Origin of the sequence: Burkholderia sp. Se-20378, assembly GCF_017104665.1 — a bacterium.
Lineage (GTDB): Bacteria > Pseudomonadota > Gammaproteobacteria > Burkholderiales > Burkholderiaceae > Burkholderia > Burkholderia lata.
Map to the genome: position 1 here is coordinate 1 of NZ_JAAGPG010000990.1, position 1,618 is coordinate 1,618.

At 68.8% G+C, this 1,618-nt stretch carries 2 protein-coding genes; both read left to right on the top strand.

The features are described 5' to 3' along the window. The coding region (gene glcD / locus G3N93_RS39620; protein WP_206135485.1) for a glycolate oxidase subunit GlcD at positions 1 to 1,322 on the top strand (1,322 nt) is incomplete at its 5' end. Further along, positions 1,322 to 1,618: FAD-binding protein (locus G3N93_RS39625; RefSeq protein WP_206135486.1), on the top strand; the 297-nt coding region annotated here is incomplete at its 3' end. The genes glcD and G3N93_RS39625, both read left to right, overlap by 1 nt.

Sequence of the window (1,618 nt, forward strand, 5' to 3'; positions counted from 1 at the left end):
TGCTGCCCGACACGGTCGAGCAGGTGCGCGCGGTACTGCGCGTCGCGGCCGCGCTCGGCGTGCCGGTAGTCGCGCGCGGTGCGGGCACCGGGCTGTCCGGCGGCGCGATGCCGCTTGAAAAAGGCCTCCTGCTCGTGATGGCGAAGTTCAACAGGATTCTCGACATCGACCCCGATGCCGGCATCGCGCGCGTGCAGCCCGGCGTGCGCAACCTCGCGATCTCGCAAGCGGCCACGCCATACGGCCTGTACTACGCACCCGATCCGTCGTCGCAGATCGCCTGCTCGATCGGCGGCAACGTCGCCGAGAACGCAGGCGGCGTGCACTGCCTGAAATACGGCCTCACGGTGCACAACATCCTGAAGGTCGAGATCCTGACGATCGACGGCGACACGCTCACGCTCGGCGCCGATGCGCTCGACGCACCCGGCTTCGACCTGCTCGCCTTGTTCACCGGTTCGGAAGGGATGCTCGGCATCGTCACGGAAGTCACCGTGAAGCTGCTGCCGAAGCCGCCGAGCGTGAAGGTGCTGATGGCGAGCTTCGACGACGTCGCGGAAGCCGGCGCGGCGGTCGCGCGAATCATCGGCGCAGGCGTGATTCCCGGCGGCCTCGAGATGATGGACAACCTCGCGATCCGCGCGGCGGAGGATTTCATCCACGCGGGCTACCCGGTCGACGCGCAGGCGATCCTGCTGTGCGAACTCGACGGCTCGCCGACCGACGTCGACGAAGACGCCGAACGCGTCGCCACGCTGCTTCGCGATGCCGGCGCAACCGAGATCCGCGTCGCGCGCGACGAAGCCGAACGCCAGCGCTTCTGGGCCGGCCGCAAGAACGCATTCCCCGCGGTCGGCCGCATGTCGCCCGACTACTACTGCATGGACGGCACGATCCCGCGCCGCGAGTTACCGCGCGTGCTCGAAGGCATCGCCGCGCTGTCCGCCGAATACGGGCTGCCGGTCGCGAACGTGTTTCACGCGGGCGACGGCAACATGCACCCGCTGATCCTGTTCGACGCGAACCGGCCCGGCGAACTCGATCGCGCGGAAGCGCTCGGCGGAAAGATCCTCGAGCTGTGCGTCGCGGCGGGCGGCAGCATCACCGGCGAGCACGGCGTCGGGCGCGAGAAGATCAACCAGATGTGCGTGCAGTTCAACGCCGACGAGATCACGTTCTTCCATGCGGTGAAGGCCGCATTCGATCCGCTGGGCCTGCTCAATCCCGGCAAGAACATCCCGACGCTGCACCGCTGCGCCGAATTCGGCGCGATGCACGTCCATCACGGCAAGCTGCCGTTTCCCGAACTGGAGCGCTTCTGATGCGACGCGACATCGAATCGATCGACGACAGCGCGGCGCTCGTCGCGCAGGTCGACGCGGCGATCCACGACCGCCAGCCGCTGCACATCCGCGGCGCCGGCACGAAGGCGTTCCTCGGCCGCCCCGTCGAAGGTCGCACGCTCGACGTGCGCACGCATCGCGGCGTCGTGTCGTACGACCCGACCGAACTCGTCGTCACCGCGCGCGCGGGCACGCCGCTCGCCGAACTCGAAGCGATGCTCGACGCGGCCGGCCAGATGCTGCCGTGCGAGCATCGCTTCGAGTTCGGCGAGCGG